Source organism: Nocardiopsis sp. YSL2 (assembly GCF_030555055.1).
GTDB lineage: Bacteria > Actinomycetota > Actinomycetes > Streptosporangiales > Streptosporangiaceae > Nocardiopsis.
Genome location: NZ_JAMOAO010000001.1, coordinates 2,763,421 through 2,780,126 on the forward strand (window position 1 = coordinate 2,763,421; position 16,706 = coordinate 2,780,126).

The 16,706-nt window shown below is 71.3% G+C and carries 13 protein-coding genes and 1 tRNA gene; 6 read left to right on the top strand and 8 right to left on the bottom strand.

The window, feature by feature from the left end:
• Nucleotides 1–9 precede the first annotated feature (9 nt).
• Nucleotides 10–1,986: a peptidoglycan-binding protein gene (locus M1P99_RS11995; RefSeq protein ID WP_304452722.1), complete on the bottom strand. Its 1,977-nt coding sequence runs from the start codon at nucleotides 1,984–1,986 to the stop codon at nucleotides 10–12.
• A 214-nt stretch (nucleotides 1,987–2,200) separates the two neighbouring features.
• On the opposite strand from M1P99_RS11995, the gene M1P99_RS12000 reads away from it, so the two are divergent.
• Both M1P99_RS12000 and M1P99_RS12005 read left to right on the top strand, forming a co-directional pair.
• The gene (locus M1P99_RS12000) at nucleotides 2,201–2,497 is read left to right on the top strand and encodes a hypothetical protein (RefSeq protein WP_304452723.1); all 297 of its coding nucleotides are present in this window, start codon (nucleotides 2,201–2,203) and stop codon (nucleotides 2,495–2,497) included.
• A gap of 435 nt (nucleotides 2,498–2,932) precedes the next feature.
• Complete coding sequence (locus tag M1P99_RS12005; RefSeq protein WP_304452724.1) at nucleotides 2,933–3,688, top strand: SDR family NAD(P)-dependent oxidoreductase; 756 nt, start codon at nucleotides 2,933–2,935, stop codon at nucleotides 3,686–3,688.
• Nucleotides 3,689–3,732: 44 nt separating this feature from the next.
• Here M1P99_RS12005 and ppsA read toward each other — a convergent pair whose 3' ends face one another.
• On the bottom strand, nucleotides 3,733–6,114 hold the full coding sequence (gene ppsA, locus M1P99_RS12010) for a phosphoenolpyruvate synthase (protein WP_304452725.1): 2,382 nt from the start codon (nucleotides 6,112–6,114) through the stop codon (nucleotides 3,733–3,735).
• Nucleotides 6,115–6,159: 45 nt separating this feature from the next.
• On the bottom strand, nucleotides 6,160–6,825 hold the full coding sequence (locus M1P99_RS12015) for a CBS domain-containing protein (RefSeq protein WP_304452726.1): 666 nt from the start codon (nucleotides 6,823–6,825) through the stop codon (nucleotides 6,160–6,162).
• 419 nt (nucleotides 6,826–7,244) lie between these two features.
• Here M1P99_RS12015 and M1P99_RS12020 point away from each other — a divergent pair, with 419 nt between their 5' ends.
• On the top strand, nucleotides 7,245–8,072 hold the full coding sequence (locus M1P99_RS12020; protein ID WP_304452727.1) for a universal stress protein: 828 nt from the start codon (nucleotides 7,245–7,247) through the stop codon (nucleotides 8,070–8,072).
• A gap of 149 nt (nucleotides 8,073–8,221) precedes the next feature.
• Here M1P99_RS12020 and M1P99_RS12025 read toward each other — a convergent pair whose 3' ends face one another.
• Both M1P99_RS12025 and M1P99_RS12030 read right to left on the bottom strand, forming a co-directional pair.
• Nucleotides 8,222–8,677 carry an ABC transporter permease gene (locus M1P99_RS12025; RefSeq protein WP_304452728.1) on the bottom strand — a complete coding sequence of 152 codons (456 nt, stop codon included), beginning with the start codon at nucleotides 8,675–8,677 and terminating at the stop codon, nucleotides 8,222–8,224.
• 114 nt (nucleotides 8,678–8,791) lie between these two features.
• A complete protein-coding gene (locus tag M1P99_RS12030; protein ID WP_304452729.1) occupies nucleotides 8,792–9,550 on the bottom strand; it encodes a hypothetical protein in 759 nt (252 codons plus the stop codon).
• 208 nt (nucleotides 9,551–9,758) lie between these two features.
• Between M1P99_RS12030 and M1P99_RS12035 the strand changes: the two genes are divergently transcribed.
• Both M1P99_RS12035 and M1P99_RS28645 read left to right on the top strand, forming a co-directional pair.
• Entirely contained in the window at nucleotides 9,759–10,418 is a 660-nt protein-coding gene (locus M1P99_RS12035; RefSeq protein WP_304452730.1) for a TetR/AcrR family transcriptional regulator, read from the top strand.
• A gap of 199 nt (nucleotides 10,419–10,617) precedes the next feature.
• A complete protein-coding gene (locus tag M1P99_RS28645) occupies nucleotides 10,618–12,093 on the top strand; it encodes an ADP-ribosylglycohydrolase family protein (RefSeq protein WP_369696548.1) in 1,476 nt (491 codons plus the stop codon).
• Nucleotides 12,094–12,248: 155 nt separating this feature from the next.
• Here M1P99_RS28645 and M1P99_RS12045 read toward each other — a convergent pair.
• From M1P99_RS12045 to M1P99_RS12055, 3 genes are all read right to left on the bottom strand, one after another.
• Nucleotides 12,249–12,324, bottom strand: a tRNA-Arg gene (locus M1P99_RS12045).
• A gap of 176 nt (nucleotides 12,325–12,500) precedes the next feature.
• Nucleotides 12,501–13,466, bottom strand: a complete 966-nt coding sequence (locus tag M1P99_RS12050; protein WP_304452731.1) for a glycoside hydrolase family 16 protein — start codon at nucleotides 13,464–13,466, stop codon at nucleotides 12,501–12,503.
• A gap of 182 nt (nucleotides 13,467–13,648) precedes the next feature.
• On the bottom strand, nucleotides 13,649–14,902 hold the full coding sequence (locus tag M1P99_RS12055) for an aspartate aminotransferase family protein (protein ID WP_304452732.1): 1,254 nt from the start codon (nucleotides 14,900–14,902) through the stop codon (nucleotides 13,649–13,651).
• Nucleotides 14,903–15,060: 158 nt separating this feature from the next.
• On the opposite strand from M1P99_RS12055, the gene M1P99_RS12060 reads away from it, so the two are divergent.
• On the top strand, nucleotides 15,061–16,524 hold the full coding sequence (locus M1P99_RS12060) for an NAD-dependent succinate-semialdehyde dehydrogenase (RefSeq protein WP_304452733.1): 1,464 nt from the start codon (nucleotides 15,061–15,063) through the stop codon (nucleotides 16,522–16,524).
• The last annotated feature ends 182 nt before the right edge of the window (nucleotides 16,525–16,706 follow it).

Below are 16,706 nucleotides of genomic sequence, written 5' to 3' on the forward strand. Positions count from 1 at the left end.
GCGAGCCGGTCAGGTGATGGGTGCGGTCCAGGCGGCCGCCCAGGTCCGAACACCGATCAGACCGTCGTCCACCAGGTCCTTCTCAGCCTGGAATGTTCTGGTGACCGCCTCGGTCTGGTCGCCGTACAGGCCGTCGGGCGTGATGATCCAGCCCCGGTCGCGCATCCTGCGCTGCCACCGGCGCAGGTCCTCGCGGTGCGAGTAGTAGCCGCTAACCTGCCAGACCGGCCCGCTCCTCGGGCCGAAGGCATGGCCGCGCGGCAACGGGAACGGAGGTGCGTCCGTCCCCGGCTCGGGTCGCCGGGGCGGGTCAGGGTCGGGCGCCGGGCGTTCGTCCGCGTCGGGTGCCTCGTCGCCCCACCGCGCCGCCGCGCGGAACGTGCCGTCCCGCACCATGTCGTAGGCCTTCTCCCCGGGGCAGGAGGTGGCCACGAAGTCGCGGTGGCCCCTGACCGTCCCGGCGATCGACGACCGCGGTTCCATGAGCCATTCCCGCAGCTGGCGGACCGCGTTGACCTGCGCGGCGGTGATCGGGTCCTTCGGTCCTGTCGCCAGTGTGCACGAGTAGTAGGTCGAGTTCCCACCCGGCTGTGCGGCCTGGGTGCGGAACAGGCCGCGGCCCTCCATCACGTATCCGTGCGCACAGCACATGAAGGAGTTCCCTGTGAAGTACACCGTCCCCTCCCGTCGGGCCAGCCAGGTGCCGTTCGGTGTCGTCGGGCACCAGATGTGGCCGTCGTAGGCCTCGCGAGAGATGCGGAACACCGACTTCCTCGCGGCCGCCACCCGGGGGGAGAAGTGGGTCCTTCGGCGCAGCCCGACGTCCCACGTGTCGTCGTTCGTGGACGCGTCGGGCGGACGGCGACGCAGTGACGTCGCGTGTCCGGCCAGCGTCGCCGCGAACTGGAACGCCTCCGCGGCCTCCCTGCTGTTCCGGCTGAGTGCCCGCTCGTCGACCGTTCGGTCGGTGTGGCCGTCGGCCATGAGGGAGACGGCGATGAACAGATCGAGTTGGGCCCGGGTCAGGGAACGCAGAAAAGCGTACGTGGGAACGCGATCGGGTGCCTGTTCGAGTATCAGGGCGCCTGCGTCCACCGACAGGTGGAACTCGGTCAGGTGCCGGTCTCGGGCCTCCCACCACCGGGGGAGACCGTCCGACCCGCCGTCCGATCGAGGCAGGGATCGGCATGGCGGGCCGAGGAGGACGTGCAGCGCGCCCCTGATCCGGGCCACGTGCTCCGGGTTCTCGGCGTCCGAGCGGTCGATGACCACGCCGGTGCCGGGGAGGCGGCTCCGGCTCTGCGGCGTCCTCTGCCCTTCGGCCCAGAACCACGCCACCAGTTCGACGAGGGCATCCGACCACTTCGGACCGGTCGGCAGGTCGTCGCACGGAGCAGAGAGGGGGATGCGGTCCCGGAGGGTGAGGCTGTCCGTGGTCGCCCACACACGCTCATGCCCTTGCCGCGTGCGCTCGGGCCGGCCTGTACCGGCCCACCTGCCGTCGGCTGACGTCCGACGCCGGGTTCCGGTCCGCCGGGAGTAGCGTTCAACCGGCCAGCGGTGCTGAGCGGTGGTCAGGGAGGAGTGTTCCCGGCCCGCCATACGGACCAGTTCGCGCGGCTTCGCCGGAAAGACGTTCACGGCCTCGATCGGCTGCCACTGAGACATGCCGGTCTCGTGGTCCAGGGTGAGGACGACGACGCCCTCCTCGATCTGACGGAAGTTCCTCCACCCGTCCTCGGTGAGGATCTCGGTGGCCTCGTCCACGCAGTAGCCGATATCGGCCCAGCCCCGGCTCGGCCCGGTGTGGAAGGCGCGTGTCCTCTGCCAGTACGAGACGCACGCAGCGTGCGGTTCCCCGGCCAGTCCCTGGTCGGTGCTGTCGTAGTGGATGACCAACCCGGAGCGGGGGTTGGCCCACGAAGCGGGCGAGTACGGTGACCATCCGAAGTCGCTTCGCCACTGAAGCTTGTCGGGTTCGGGCATGGGGCCTCCAGGGCGGAAGGAAGGGAGAGTAGGGGAGGCGTCACGTTTCGTAATGAAACGATACCCACTGATCTGCGCTTATCACCGGCTGTTAGCAGATCTCTGTGCCAACGCCCAACATCGGTGCCACGGTGATCCGTGTGTCCGGTGTGGTCAACCGTCAGGGCGCGGGGCGCGTCCAACCTGGCCATCCCCCGAGGCGAGGAGTCATTCCATGCGCGCCGTTCTTCCCCTGACCGCCACCGTCGGCCTGCTCACGGCGACGGCCTGTTCGGGCAACGCCTACGACCAGGACGCCCACCGCCAGGCCCTGGAGGACCAAGGCATCTCGGTGGCCGACGACATGGACGACGTCACCGCCACGATGGAGTCCGCGTGCGAGGCCGAGGACCCGGCCCTGTTCGTGTTCGGCTTCCTCAGCGAGGGCGGCGATTCCGAGGCCCTGCGGATCGGTATCGAGCACATGTGCCCGGAGCGTGCCGGGGAGTTCGAGGACGCCCTCACGATGTGACGGCCGCCCCGACCGTCGGCGGGCACACGGCTTGTGGTGCGCCTGCCGACGGCGCGGGCGCGGCCGGCGCAGAGCGGACCTGCACGCCGTCCGGGAACGAGGGCGTGCGTCCGTACGTCGGCCAGTGCGACGTGGGGTTCACCGTGCCGCCGTCGGGACGTGCGCCCATCGAGATCCGGCTCGAGGAGAGAACGGCGTCGGTGGCGCGCGGCGAGGCACGCCCCACCCGGGGACCAAGGAACCCGCGCCCGAGGACGTACGACGCTCGCACCACAGGGGACAGGGAGCGACCATCGAAGGAGGGGCAGCCCAGAACGATGGAGATCGTGGCGCGTCGACCCGAAGGCCGGCGGGGAGGCGGGAGCCGCTACTGAAGGCCGGCCTCGGGCTCGCGTTCCGAGGACGCCATCGGCCCGGCCACGTTCGGAGGACACCATGGACGCCAGGGCTCAGGAGAACACCGTCATGGTCACCGGCGGTGCGCGGGGCATCGGCGCCGCCGTGGCCCGCACCTTCGCGGGGCAGGGGTGGGCCGTGCTGATCGCCGACGTCCTCGACGACGAGGGGGCCCGGACGGCCGCCGCGCTCGGCGGAGGTGCCCGGTACGTCCACGTGGACGTGACCTCGGCCTCGGACTGGGGCGCCGCGGCCGAGCTGTGCCACCGCTGGACGGGTCACCTCACCGTACTGGTCAACAACGCCGGGATCCTGGCCGTGGCTCCGATCGAGGCCCAGGAGGAGAAGGAACTGCGTCGGGTGCTCGACGTCAATCTGGTCGGCACCTGGCTGGGCATGCGCGCGGCCCTCCCGCTGCTGCGCGGTGTTCCGGGCGCTGCGATCGTCAACCTGTCCTCGACGGCCGGACTGCAGGGCTACGCGAACCTGGGTGCCTACGTTGCGAGCAAGTGGGCGGTGCGCGGGCTGACGAGGACCGCGGCGCTGGAGTTCGCCGCTGACGGCATCCGCGTGTGCTCGGTCCACCCGGGGCCGATCCGCACTCCGATGACGGAGGGGATGGACGACTCGGTGGCCGCGGGGCAGCCGATCCCCCGTTTCGGGGACGTCGAGGAGGTGGCGCGAATGGTGCACTTCGTCGCCACCCTGGCGACCTACTCCACGGGGTGCGAGTTCCTGGTGGACGGCGGGGCCCTGGCGGGCCAGTCCCTTGACCTGGACGGGTCCGAGCAGTAGCTGGACGGGTCCGAGCAGTAGGGTGCGGCGCCGCCATACGCGGCTCAGGGGTTCCGTCTCCGCTCGGCCGCGGCGACGTTCTCCTTGACCGCGAGGAAGCCGTCCGGCGCCACCGACACCGAGTCGATCCCGGCCTCGACCAGGAGCCCGGCGTACGCCGGGTCGTCGCCGGGCCTCTGCCCGCACAGCCCCACGGGCCGACCGGCCGCGTGGGCGTCGGTGATCAGGCGCTCGATGCTGCGCACCACCGCCGGATCCCGCTCGTCGAACACGTCCGCGAGCAGAGCGGAATCACGGTCCACGCCCAGGGTCAACTGGGTGAGGTCGTTGCTGCCGATGGAGAATCCATCGAAGCGCTCAGCGAACTCGGCGGCGAGGATGACGTTGGCGGGGATCTCCGCCATCACATGCACGCGCAGGCCGCCGTCACCGCGGCGCAGACCCGACTCCCCCATGGCCGACAGCACCAGGTCGGCCTCGGCCGGGGTCCGGCAGAACGGGATCATCACCTCGACGTTGCCCAGTCCCATGACGGTGCGCACGCGCGTGATGGCGCGGCACTCCAGGGCGAAAGCCTCCCGATAGCCAGGGCTGTGGTACCGGCTGGCCCCCCGCCAGCCGATCATGGGGTTCTCCTCGCGGGGTTCGAACGGTCCACCGCCGAGCAGGCGCGCGTACTCGTTGGACTTGAAATCGCTCATGCGCACGAGGACCGGGCTCGGCCAGCGCGAGGCCGCGATCACGGCGATCCCCTGTGCCAGGCGGTCGACGAAGAACTCCGGGCCGTCGGCATATCCCGACGCCGCCTCGGCGACGCGTTCGCGGTCGGCCGCGTCCAGTCCTTCCGGGTGCAGGAGGGCCATGGGATGGACCCCGATGAGGGTGCCGACCACGAACTCGGTGCGCACCAGCCCGGCCCCGTCGGCGGGGAGGCGCCACCAGCGAAGCGCCGCGTCGGGGTCGGCCAGGTTGAGGCGTACGGCGGTGCGGGTGGCCGGGATGGCGTCCATGTCGACCTCACGGCTCTCGTACTCGAGCAGGCCGGGGTAGACGCGGCCGACACCGCCTTGGGCACAGGAGACGGTGAGGTCCTGTCCGGGCCTGATGAGCCGGGTGGCTCCACCGGTTCCCACGACGGCGGGCAGTCCCAGCTCTCGGCTGACGATGGCCGCGTGCGAGGTGCGGCCCCCGTGGTCGGTCACGATGGCCGCCGCCTGCTTCATCACCGGCTCCCAGTCGGGGGCCGTGACGGCGGTGACGAGCACCGATCCGGGCCGGAACCGGGGGATGTCCTCAGGGCCGCGCAGTACGCACGCGGGTCCGGCGCCGATCGCGTCCCCCACGGCCTGCCCGGTGACCAGGGGTTCGCCTGCTTCGGTCAACCGGTACTGGCGTATGGAGGCGGTGGACCGGTGGGAGTGCACGGTCTCCGGCCTGGCCTGGACCACGAAGAGGCCGCCGTCCGGACCGTCCTTGGCCCATTCGATGTCCATCGGGGTGCCGTAGTGGTCCTCGATGGCCACCGCCCACCGCGCCAGGGTGAGCACTTCGTCGGTGCCGAGCGCCCACGCGCTCCGTTCCCCGGGGCTCGTGGGCACCGCCCGCACACCCTGGCCGTCCTCGGCGTAGACGGTCCGCTGCGCCTTGTCCCCGAGGCTCCGGGAGATGACGGGGACCAGGTCGGGGGTGTCCAGCGCGGGTTTGAAGACGGTGTACTGGTCGGGGTCGACCGCTCCGCTCACGATTCCCTCGCCGAGCCCGAAGGCGGCGCTGACCACCGCGCTGTGCGGAAAACCGGTTTCGGTGTCCACGGTGAAGGCGACGCCCGCGCAGGCGAGGTCGGCCCGGACCATGGGCTGGACTCCGACCGACAGGGCGATGGACAGGTGGTCGAAGCCCTGGTCCCGGCGGTAGCCGATGGCCCGGTCGGTGAACAGGGACGCGTAGCAGCGCTTGCACGCCTCCAGCAGTGCCTCGCCGCCCACGACGTTGAGGAAACTGTCCTGCTGTCCGGCGAAGCTGGCTCCGGGGAGGTCCTCGGCGGTCGCGCTGCTGCGCACCGCGACACCGGAGCGGTGGTCCCGCCCCGCCGCCGCCAGGTCGGCGTAGGCGTCCAGCACCGCGGTCCGCAGATCATCGGGGAAGTCCCCGGCAAGGACGAGCCCGCGCACGGCGGCCCCGACCTCGGGGATCGGGGCTCCCCGGGCCAGGCGTCCGACCTGGTCGGCGACCAGGTCCGTGATCCGGTTGGTCTCGAGGAAGTGCCGGTAGGCGGCGGCCGTGGTGGCGAAGCCTCCCGGCACGGCGATCCCCTCGCCTGAGAGGTACCGGATCATCTCCCCGAGCGAGGCGTTCTTGCCGCCCACCCGGGCGAGGTCGGCCAGGCCCACCTCGTCGAGGCGGACGACGTAGGGTTCAGCGGTCATGGGAAGCCTCCACCGGCATCGTCCGGATTCCGGGCCGAGCCACCGTCACACCGCCGGCCCCAGGACCGCCAGATCGTCGTGGTCGTAGGACAGAGGGCAGTCGACGCGCACCACTCCCTCGACGGCCCGCACGGCGTGCGCCAGCCGGGGGATGTCGGACCGGTGGGGCACGTTGCCGGTCAGGGTGACCACGCCTCGGCGGACCGCGGTCTCGACATCGGCCAGCCCGAGCCTTCCGTGCACGATCTCGCGGTCCACCGTCCGCTGGAGCTCGTCGTCGGTCACCTCGTACACCCGCAGCAGGTCGGATCGGCTCACGATTCCGATGAGGCGGCCGTCACCGTCGACCACGGGCAGGCGCTTGACCCTGCGGTGACGCATGAGGGCCGCTGTTTCGCGGGGCTGCGCGTCGGCGGTGACGGTGACGGCCGGAGCCGTCATCAGGTCCCGGGCCACGGCCGCGCTGCTCTTGATCCGGTCGAGCCGTTCGCGGAGGGGCTCGGCCATGTAGCCTTCCTCGGGATCGGGATCGGCGAGTTTGGTGAGGAGGTCGGCCGTCGAGACGACACCGAGCACCCGGTTCCGGACGTCCACCACGGGCAGTGCGTTGACATGCTTGCGACGCATGAAGGCGGCGAGGCCCTTGTACCCGGTGTCCTCCCGTGCGGCGAAGACGTGTTCGGTCATCAGGTCGCCTACGGTCTCGTTCATGGGCTCCTCCCTCACCGGTCCCACCTGGTCCACTCCCTCCCTGCCCCGGCCGCGTGCACGGGGCACGGCACGGACTGCCCCCGGTGCGGGGACGTTGGACCCGGGCCCGTCCTCCCTTGGTCCCCTGGTCGCTCCGGTCCCGGAAACCGCGGTGACGGAGCGTGCGGCACGGCGACGCCCTCGCCGGACCCACTCGGGGTCGCAGTCCGTGCTGGAGCCCCCCTTCGTCCCGTGGCCGCCACACTCCAGACAACCCTCAGTGTTGCCATCATGACCCTTCGGAGTTGCGTGTTGTAGCCTGGCCCGGCTGCCGTTCGGCCTTCGCGCCAACGGCACACCGGACCCCGGACACAGCACCGGCACCGCGCCCTGCGGCGGGAACTGGGGCACACGTGCCGGACTCGAACGGAGGGATCTCCATGACGCGGCCGATTCTGGTGGGCGCGGACGGCTCGGACGCGGCGCTCAGAGCGGTCGACTGGGCCGCTGCCGAAGCATCCCGGCGCCGCTGCGGCCTGCTCCTGCTGACGGCGTTCGCCATGCCATCGGCCGAGGTCGCGTTCACCCTGTCCGAGAAGAGAGTCCGCGGAGAGATCGACGCCGTGCTCGACGGGGCACGGCGCAGGGTTCGGGACACATGGCCCGACGTCGCCGTCGAACAGGCCGCGGTGCTGGACTCCCCGGCCACAGCGCTCGTGAACCGCGCCGAACAGGCCGCGATGATCGTCGTCGGCCTCCGTGGGCGGAGCGCTGTCCCGGGGATGCGGGTGGGTTCGGTCGCCTACCGGGTCGCCGCGCACTCCCCCGCTCCGGTGGTCGTGGTCGGATCCGAGTCCCGGGCAGCGGGTGAGCGGCTCATCGTGGCGGGCGACGACGGCTCACCGCACGGTCGGCGAGCCCTGGCCGCGGCGTTCGACGAGGCCTCTCTCCGCGGAGCACGGGTGCGGGTCCTGCGCGCCTGGCGGCCGGTCGACCTCTCAGCGCCCGCGGTGGTGGACACGTCCGAGGAAGAGCGTTTGGAACGCGACCTGGCCCCCGTGCGCGCCGAGCACCCGGACGTATCGGTCGAGGCACGGGTCGTGGAGGAGTATCCGGTGACCGCCTTGACCGAGGCCGCGCGGGACGCCGACCTGCTCGTGGTCGGGGCACGGGGGCGCCACGGCTTCCCACGCGTGGCACTGGGGGCGACCACGCACGGTCTGCTGCACTGCGCGCCCTGTCCGCTCATGATCGTGCACGCTCCCTGAGCCCCGCTCGCCGACCGAGAACGAGGGCGGGGCACGGTGTCCCGTCGGGTCCGTGCCAGGCGGTCCTGCGGACACCACCGCAGAGCCCATGGGCTCTGGTGCGCCGGGCTGCGCCCGGCGCACCCGTGGTCGCGGCCCGGGGCGTCGAGTCACCGCTCGCGGCGGTACAGCCGCATCGTCACGGGTGCGAAGACCGCGACGATGCCGACGCAGGCCAGCAAGACGCTGCCGACCTGCAACGCCACCGGGTCGCCGTGCATCAACCCGCGTGTCGCGGTCACCAGCCACGAGACCGGGTTGAGGTCGACGAAGCCCCTCAGCCACCCGGGCAGGGTGGCGGGATCGACGAACACATTGCTGACGAAGGTCAGCGGGAACGTCACCAGCATCCCGATGAACATCATCGACTCGGGCCTGCGGGCCAGCAGCCCGAAGGTCGTCCAGACCCACGACAGGCTCCAGGCGAACACCAGCACCAACCCGACGCCGGCCAGCAGCCCGAGAGGACCGGCGTGTGGGCGGAAACCGAGCAGCACGCCGACAACGACGATGACCGCGGCACTGGTCGCGTAGCGCACCAGGTCCGCCAGCAGCGGACCGATCAACGCGGTGGGATGCCAGATCGGCAGGGACCGGAAGCGGTCGAAGACACCGTTGCTGATGTCGGTTTGAGCGCGACGCCGGTCGACTGGGTGGTCATCGTCACCGTCATCACGAGGTCATTCCTGCGTCCCCCTCTCCAGCGGCTCGGCCGCAGGCGAGGGTCGGCCGGAGAGCCGGTACGCCTTCCAGCCGGCGAGAAGGTGGAAGACGATGAGCGCCAGGACCGTGACGCCCCCGGACGGTGACCGGGGGTCGATGAGCATGACCGTGGCGGCGGCCAGCCCCACCGTTCCCAGACCGACGCTGGCGCCCCCGACGAGCCGGCCGAAGCCCGCGCCGCGGTTCATGGCGAAGCCGACCAGGATCACACCGATCGACAGCATGAGCAGCCCCGCCAACAGGATCGCGTCGAACAGGCCCTGAGCGGCCTGCCAGAGGAGGACGAGGGTCTCCCGTTCCCCGGGGGTGGCGTCGGCGGCGTGAAAGCGATCCGACAGGTGGACGGCCACGACGTGGGGCAGGGCGCCTGCGGCGAGGACCGCCAGGCCCAGCAGGTTGAGCACGCTTCCGAAGCGCGCGGACGCCGACCGCGCGCCGGGCAGGCCACGGTGGAGGGCCACGGACAACGGCGCCCACAGCAGGAGGGCGAGCAGGTAGAGGCCGTTCTCCACGGTCCGGGCCGCGCGGATCTCGGGGAACCGTGAGATCGGACCCTCGGGCCCGGCGGGGTCCGAGCCGATGTGGAAGATCACGAGGACCAGGACTGCGACGAAGACGGCGCTGCCGGCCAGAGCGGTCAGGCCGCCCCAGCGCAGGAGACCTCTGTCGTCGGCGGTGAGGTGTGCTCCGGAACGTGTTCCGTTCGGTGGTGCCATGTGGGACTCCCTGGGTGTGCGGACGATCGGTGGGTGCCGCGATCAGGACGGGCGGTCGGCCTCGCTGAGCTCCGACACGTCGGCCGGGACCCCGTAGGCATGCGGGACGGTCGCTCTCGTGCTCCCCCTCAGTATTTACGCCGTAAATATTTACGCCGTATGTTAAGTTGAAGTCCACAGCCAGTCAAGGAAGAAGGGAAAGCCACCAGTGCCGAAGCGGGGTCCCGCCGAACACCGCGTCACGCTGAGCCGTCAGCGGGTGATCGAAGCCGGCGTCCGCCTGGCGGACGCGCAAGGTGCCGAAGCGCTGTCGATGCGTCGGCTCGGGCGAGAACTCGGGGTGGAAGCGATGGCGCTCTACAACCACGTCGACAACAAGGACGACCTGTTGGACGGCATGATCGAGTGGGCCGCCGACGAGATCGAGCTACCCGAGGACAGCACCGACTGGCGGCGGTTCACGCGGCGGCGCGCTGTCTCGGCGCATGCCGTGCTGATGCGCCACACGTGGCTGCCCGCGCTGTGGACCTCGCGCATCACTCTGGGCCCCGTACGGATGCGCTACATGGACCACGCCCTGCGGAGCCTGCGCGAAGCCGGGTTTCCGCCCGACCTCCTCGACCGCGGCTACCACGCCATCGAGGACCACATCGTCGGCCACGCGATGCGGGCGATCGGGTTTGCGCTCGACGACGAACAGATGCGGCAACTGGGCGAACCGATGCTGCGGTCGTCGCCGCTCGCGGAGTTCCCCGACCTTGTGGCCCACATCCGCCACCACCTGGAGCAGCCATCCCACGGTGAGGGGTTCGAGTTCGGGCTCGACCTGATCCTCGACGGCCTCGAGCGGTTGCGGGACGGCTCCTGACCGACGACACCACTCCCCGCCGCATGGTCGGGGTGCTTCCTCCTCGGGCCCGTGGGCCCATGCCACGGCATCCGGGAAATCAGGGCCCGGGAGTCAACCTGCGCCCCGCCTCCCGCGCCGAACTCTGACACGGAGAACCTCCAGGGGTTGCTCCACATGCCCAGTCGTTCCGCTCGCCCGTCTCAGATCAGGAGCCCATATGGTCCTACCCAAGACGCCCACCGCCCATCAGGACGACCGGGCCGCCGGCGTCCTACTCGCCGCCGCCTGCGGCGACGCACTCGGTGTCCCCTACGAGTTCCGCTCCCGACTCGACCGCGACCAGTCCCCGCAGATGATCGGCGGCGGCCTCGGCCCCTACGCACCGGGGGAGTACTCCCACGACACCCAGATGGCGGTGTGCATCGCCCAAGCCCTGGTCGACACCCAGCCCGTCGCCGTCCAGGACGACGCGGCCACCCCCTGGGTCGCCGGCGCCATGCTTCGCCAAGCCCGTGACCTGTGGAAGTCAGGGCGCCACGCGGCGGGCAACGGGTCGCTGACGCGCACCGGACCCGTCGCCCTCTACGGCCTGCACGACGCCGGGGAAACCGCCGAAGCCGCCCGCCTGGTCAGCGAACTCACCCACGCCGACCCCCTGGCCGGGGACGCCTGCGTGATCTGGTGCGAGGCCATCCGCCACGCCGTACTCCACGCGAACTTCGACGGTGTCCGCGCCGGAGTGGCACTCCTGCCCACCGAACGCCGGGCCCAGTGGCACACCTGGCTGGACGAAGCCGAATCCCAGGACCCGCACACCTTTCCCGACAACGGCTACGTCGTCACCGCGCTCCAGGCCGCCTGGTCCGCGATCACCCGCACACCCGTGCCCGCCAACAACCCAGCCAAGGGCGTCTTCGCCGCCGACCACCTGCGCCTGGCCCTGGAAGCCGCCGTGCGCGCCGGACACGACACCAACACAGTCGCCGCCATCGCCGGAGCCCTGCTCGGCGCCCGCTGGGGCGTCTCGGCCGTGCCCTGGCACTGGCAGCGCGCCGTCCACGGCTGGCCCGAGACCACAGCACGCGACCTCATCGGGCTGGGTGTGCGCATCAGTCACCACCACATGCCCGACCGCCACGTCTGGCCCCTGGTCGACCGCCACCCCCGCAACGCCAACGCCCTCACGCCCTACCGTGTGGCCCATCCGCACGATGACGGCGTCATCCTGGGCAACCTGCCCCTGGCCGACCTCGACCCCGCCGATCTGGACGTGGACGCCGTGGTCTCCCTGTGCCGCGTCGGCACCGCCGACTTCGCCCACGTCCCCGCACGCGACCACCTGCGGATCTGGCTCATCGACCGTCCCGGAGCCAACGCCCACGGCCACTACACCCTCGACCAGGCCGCTCGCGCCGTGCACGGCCTGCGCCAGGAGGGCAAACAGGTGCTGTTGCACTGCGCCGCAGGTCGCAGCCGTACCCCCACTGCCGCCGCCCGCTACTCTGGGCTGCTGGGCATCGATCCGACCACGGCCATGACCGACGTCTGCCAGGCGCTCGCCCCCAACCACCCATGGGTCAACTTCGAGCTGGAACGCTTCGTCTTCGACCTGGCCGGAGCAGCCCAGCCCGCCGTCGCCAAGCGGGCTTGGAACACCTCCACCACACTCCACTCCTGGTCCGCGCAGGAGTGACACCGTGGGCCAGCGGTCTTCAACGCAGTCCCAGCGAGCCCGGACGGCACCGCCGCCCGGGCTCCGCCCGTTGCCAGCCGGATGTCGTGCTCCGGCACAAAAGAAGCCGCCCGAGCTGCTTTCGCAGTTCGGGCGGCTTCTCCACTGTCTCAAGGTGGTGCACTCGGGAGGACTCGAACCCCCAACCTTCTGATCCGTAGTCAGATGCTCTATCCATTGAGCTACGAGTGCAGGTATTCATTTGTGTGTCGCCCGTTCGGCCTTGGCCTCCCTGGCGACGTCTCCGACTGTATCACGGTGCGGGGAGGGCTTTGAGCAACTTTTCCGTGTGACCCCGGCCATGCGGGACGGCGGCCCGGCATGCCACGCTTGCGCTGCGTACCGGTGCCGCCTGAAGCGGCTACGGGTCAGCACGTCCCGCCGAGCTCCACGCCGTCGACGCGGGAGACACCGGCGTCGCGCTGCTCGCCCACGCGTCGGTCGACCTCCTCCGGCGCCACGGACTCGCCCTGCTGGTGGTACACCCAGTCGACGTCCTGCACATAGGTGCTCGGGCCGCCGGTGTGGCCGCTCATGTCGATGAACCACTGGTTGAAGTTGATCGACATCGGCGACGACGGGTAGTACTTCCCGCTGTGCTCGGCCAGCAGGCGCGTGTCGACGTAGTAGCGGACCACGCCGCCGTCCACCTGGATCACCAGGTCGCGCCACCCCTCGAAGGAGCGGTCCACCACGTCGCTGGTGTTGTCCGCCTCCCAGGGTTCGCGCTGGTAGGTGTGGTGCGAGGTCAGGTAGACGGCCTCCGCCGGGGCGCCCCAGCCCGAGTTGGGCAGGTACTCGACGTCGAGCTCGCTGTAGGCGGGGTCGTTGTCGAAGGCCAGGGGAGTGATCGTGTAGAAGGTCTGCAGCACGGTGTCGCCGTCCTGGCCGGACGCCGGGGTGTCGGCGAACCTGACCTTGGCGGCGTAGGTGCCCTCGTGGAACTTCTCCTCCCCGAAGGCCAGCCCGGCCTGGCTGGTGCCCGCCGGGGTGCCGTCCGTGGTCGAGGACAGGCGCAGCAGCGAGTCGCCGTCCTCGTCGGTGAAGGAGACGTTGTCGACGTCCCAGGACGCGCCCGGCACACCGGGGCCGCCGGCCCGGCTGCGGACGTTCCAGCCCTGCTCGCCCAGGGCCGGGTCGGTGGGGCCGCCGTAGTCGAAGTCGTCGAAGAACAGGCCGCACGAGGCGGAGGCCGGGCCGGCGACGGTCTCCACCTCGGCGGGGGAGCCCGTCGCGCACGAGGTCAGGGGGAGCGCGGCGGCGCAGGCCAGTGCGACGCCGCCGGTACGGACGGCGAGGGGCGCTCCGCCCGGGAGCAGAGTTCGATCGGTCATCGGGACCGCCTCACGTGGGGGCCGGAGTGAATGAACTGGTCCCCATCTGTCGCTCGCGAAACCACCGCGTCAACCCTGAGCCGGGATCCCCGCGGGACGCCTGCGTGTCCGCCCGCGGCCTCCGCGTGGCCGCCCCGGCGCGGAGTCCGTGCCGGGGCGGCCGATCGTACGTGCCGCCCCGGTCAGGCGGTGGCCTCCTCCACCGAGGCGGCCCACAGGGAGACGGCGGTGTCCACCTGGTCGCCGGTGACGACCAGCGGCGGGATCATCCGGACCACGTTGCCCGCCGGGCCGCACGTGAGCAGCAGCAGGCCGTTCTCGGCGGCGGCCTGCTGGGCGCGCAGAGCGGTGGCCCCGTCGGGGGAGCCGTCGGCGGCGGTGAACTCGTTGCCCAGCATCAGTCCGCGTCCGCGCACGTCGCCGATGACCGGGTTGGCGCCCGCGACCTTCTCCAGGCCCTCGCGCAGCCGCTCGCCCTGCCGGGCCGCGTTCTCCACCAGCCCCTCCTCCTGGATGACGTCCAGGGTGGCCAGGGCGGCCGCGCAGGAGACCGCGTTGCCGCCGTAGGTGCCGCCCTGGGAGCCCGGCCAGGCCTTCTCCATGATCGCGTTCGGGGCGGCGATCGCGGAGAGGGGGAACCCGCTGGCGAGGCCCTTGGCGGTGATGACGATGTCCGGGCGGACCCCCGAGGGCTCGTGGCCCCAGAACGTGCCCGTCCGGCCGAAGCCCGTCTGCACCTCGTCCATGACGAGGAGGAAGCCGTGCTGGTCCGCGCGCTCGCGCAGGCCCTGGAGGAAGGCGTCCGGCACCGGGACGTAGCCGCCCTCGCCGAGCACGGGCTCGATGAACACGGCGGCGGTGTCCTTCGGTGAGGTCACGGTCGCGAACTGGTAGTCCAGCTCCTTGAGCGCGTACTCGACGGCCTCGGCCTCGGACAGCCCCAGGCGGTAGGCGTACGGGAAGGGGGAGACCACCACACCCGGGGCGAGCGGGCCGATCCCCGCGCGGATCTTCACACCGGAGGTCGTCAGCGACGCCGCTCCCATGGTGCGCCCGTGGAAGGAACCCTGGAAGACCACCGCGTTCTGCCGCCCCGTGGCCTGGCGGGCCAGGCGCAGGGCCGCCTCGACGGCCTCACTGCCGGAGTTCACGTAGAACAGCCGGTCGACGCCCTCGGGCAGGACCTCGCCCAGACGCTCGGTGAGTCGCAGCAGGGGCCGGTGCATCACGGTGGTGTACTGGCCGTGGATCAGCGTCGCCACCTGCTCCTGGGCGGCGGCCACGACCCGGGGGTGGCAGTGCCCCGTGCTGGTGACGCCGATGCCGGCGGTGAAGTCGAGATAGCGGCGACCGTCCTCGTCGTAGATGTGGACACCCTCGCCCCGTGCGGCCACCACCGGGGTCGCCTGCTTCAGGGCCGGGGAGAGCTCCGCCATGCGCTGCCTCACTTCCGTCTTGCGAGTTCCGTAGGATTGTTGACAATCGACACGCCTATGGAAACATCCTCACCGGACGGTGTCCAGAGGGCGCACGTCGGGCAGTTCTGTCCACAGGCCCGTTCACGGGTCGATATATCGACTGGGGAGTAGCGAACATGTCGGATCGGGAAGCACGCGTCGTCGCGCAGGTGGACAAGAAGCTCTTCGTGGGAGGCGCCTGGACCGACGCCGCTTCGGGGGCCGTCCTCGCCGTCGAGGACCCCTCCACGCGCGAGACCCTCTGCGAGGTGTCCGACGCGGGCAAGGAGGACGCCCTCGTCGCTCTGGACGCCGCGCAGCGGGCCCAGCCCGGCTGGGCGAAGGTCGCCCCCCGCGAACGGGGCGAGATCCTCCACAGGGGCTACCAGCTGCTCATGGAACGCCAGGAGGACCTGGCCGTCCTGATGACCCTGGAGATGGGCAAGCCCCTCGCCGAGGCCCGTGGCGAGATCGCCTACGCCGCCGAGTTCCTCCGCTGGTTCTCCGAGGAGGCCGTCCGTATCGAGGGGGGCTTCTCCACCTCGCCCGACGGCAAGTCGCGCTTCCTCATCATGCGCCAGCCGGTCGGCCCCTGCATGCTCATCACCCCCTGGAACTTCCCCATGGCGATGGGCACCCGCAAGATCGGCCCCGCCATCGCCGCGGGCTGCACCATGATCCTCAAACCGGCCCACCAGACGCCCCTGTGCGCCCTGGCGCTGGCCGGGATCCTCTCCGAGGCGGGGCTGCCCGAGGGCGTCCTCAGCGTCCTGCCCACCACGGACCCCGGCGGCATCACCGAACCCCTGCTCAGCGACGGCCGGATCCGCAAGCTCTCCTTCACCGGATCCACCGCCGTGGGCCGCAAACTCCTCGAACAGAGCGCCGGGCAGGTCCTGCGCACCTCCATGGAGCTCGGCGGGAACGCGCCGTTCCTCGTCTTCGACGACGCCGACCTCGACGCCGCCATCGAGGGTGCGATGCTGGCCAAGATGCGCAACATCGGCGAGGCCTGCACCGCGGCCAACCGCATCTACGCCCAGGCGGGGATCGCCGACGAGTTCGCGCGCCGGCTCAGCGAACGCATGGGCGCGCTGCGCATGGGCCGCGGCCTGGACGACGGGGTCAACGTGGGCCCGCTCATCGACGACAAGGCGCGCAACAAGGTCCAGGGCCTGGTCGACGACGCGGTCAACCGCGGCGCGCGCGTCCTGGTCGGGGGCGGCCCGGGTGAGGGCGCCGGGCACTTCTACCAGCCCACCGTGCTCGCCGACGTGCCCTTCGCCGCGGAGCTGTCCACCACCGAGATCTTCGGCCCGGTGGCCCCCGTGCTCACCTTCGACACCGAGGAGGAGGCGCTCCGCGTCGCCAACGACACCGAGTTCGGCCTGGTCAGCTACCTCTACACCAGCGACCTCAACCGCGCCCTGCGGGTCAGCGAGGCCCTGGAGACCGGCATGGTCGGCCTGAACCAGGGCGTCGTGTCCAACCCCGCGGCCCCCTTCGGCGGGGTGAAGCACTCCGGCCTGGGCCGCGAGGGCGGCCGCGTGGGCATCGACGAGTTCCTCGACACCAAGTACGTGGGCATCGGCGGCATCTGAGGCCCGAGGGGGAGCGTCGTGCGGCGCTCCCCCCGACACCCCGGCCCCTCCCGGGTACTCGGGCGCCCGGTACACCGGTACGAGAGCCGCGCCTCCTCCGCTCCGCCCGGCGAACGCAACGACGCGGCTTCGACCGCGCGTGCGGCCGAACGAGCCGGGAACCGCTGGGATCCAGACTCGGG

Coding starts and splice junctions, on each gene's coding strand:
- M1P99_RS11995 (WP_304452722.1), bottom strand. CDS start 1,986: ATGCCCGAACCCGACAAGCTTCAGTGGCGAAGCGACTTCGGATGGTCA.
- M1P99_RS12000 (WP_304452723.1), top strand. CDS start 2,201: ATGCGCGCCGTTCTTCCCCTGACCGCCACCGTCGGCCTGCTCACGGCG.
- M1P99_RS12005 (WP_304452724.1), top strand. CDS start 2,933: ATGGACGCCAGGGCTCAGGAGAACACCGTCATGGTCACCGGCGGTGCG.
- ppsA (WP_304452725.1), bottom strand. CDS start 6,114: ATGACCGCTGAACCCTACGTCGTCCGCCTCGACGAGGTGGGCCTGGCC.
- M1P99_RS12015 (WP_304452726.1), bottom strand. CDS start 6,825: ATGAACGAGACCGTAGGCGACCTGATGACCGAACACGTCTTCGCCGCA.
- M1P99_RS12020 (WP_304452727.1), top strand. CDS start 7,245: ATGACGCGGCCGATTCTGGTGGGCGCGGACGGCTCGGACGCGGCGCTC.
- M1P99_RS12030 (WP_304452729.1), bottom strand. CDS start 9,550: ATGGCACCACCGAACGGAACACGTTCCGGAGCACACCTCACCGCCGAC.
- M1P99_RS28645 (WP_369696548.1), top strand. CDS start 10,618: ATGGTCCTACCCAAGACGCCCACCGCCCATCAGGACGACCGGGCCGCC.
- M1P99_RS12050 (WP_304452731.1), bottom strand. CDS start 13,466: ATGACCGATCGAACTCTGCTCCCGGGCGGAGCGCCCCTCGCCGTCCGT.
- M1P99_RS12055 (WP_304452732.1), bottom strand. CDS start 14,902: ATGGCGGAGCTCTCCCCGGCCCTGAAGCAGGCGACCCCGGTGGTGGCC.
- M1P99_RS12060 (WP_304452733.1), top strand. CDS start 15,061: ATGTCGGATCGGGAAGCACGCGTCGTCGCGCAGGTGGACAAGAAGCTC.